The organism is Mesorhizobium sp. M4B.F.Ca.ET.089.01.1.1 (genome assembly GCF_004022605.1).
In the GTDB taxonomy this organism is placed as follows: Bacteria; Pseudomonadota; Alphaproteobacteria; order Rhizobiales; family Rhizobiaceae; genus Mesorhizobium; species Mesorhizobium abyssinicae.
Map to the genome: position 1 here is coordinate 1 of NZ_RZOS01001503.1, position 416 is coordinate 416.

General features: G+C 57.0%; 1 protein-coding gene. It reads right to left on the reverse strand.

Translation table 11 applies throughout. The annotated features are described in order from the left end of the window. A partial coding sequence (locus EN780_RS38075; protein ID WP_133373039.1) for a sulfotransferase occupies positions 1-416 on the reverse strand: 416 nt, incomplete at both ends.

The window sequence follows — 416 nt, forward strand, 5'->3', positions numbered from 1 at the left end:
CTATTCGCCTAAGCTTGCTGAGTTCGCCGGCGCCATGAACGTCTGGATGACTGGCACAGATCTGCTCCGTCAACGTCGTCCCCGAGCGTGGCATGCCGACAACGAAAACAGGCACCTCCGAGGGATTGCCGTAAGCGGCCCTTGAAGCCACCAGTTCCGGTGTGAAGATTTCGATCATGGCATCGACCCAGCGACTGTAGTCTTCCAGGTCGAATTTGTGGCCTCTGGCATGATTCCCTTGCTTGAAGTGATCCATCGCCTCCTTGTAGCGACGGAGATCATTAAGCAGCTTTCCGGCGGCGTGATGGAGCTCTGCCGCTCCCTGCGATCCATGGTCCAGATCTCGAAGCTCGATCAGGATTGCCTCAAGCTCGGGCGGCTCTTCCGTGAATTTGCGCGTGTGTACAAGTGCATTG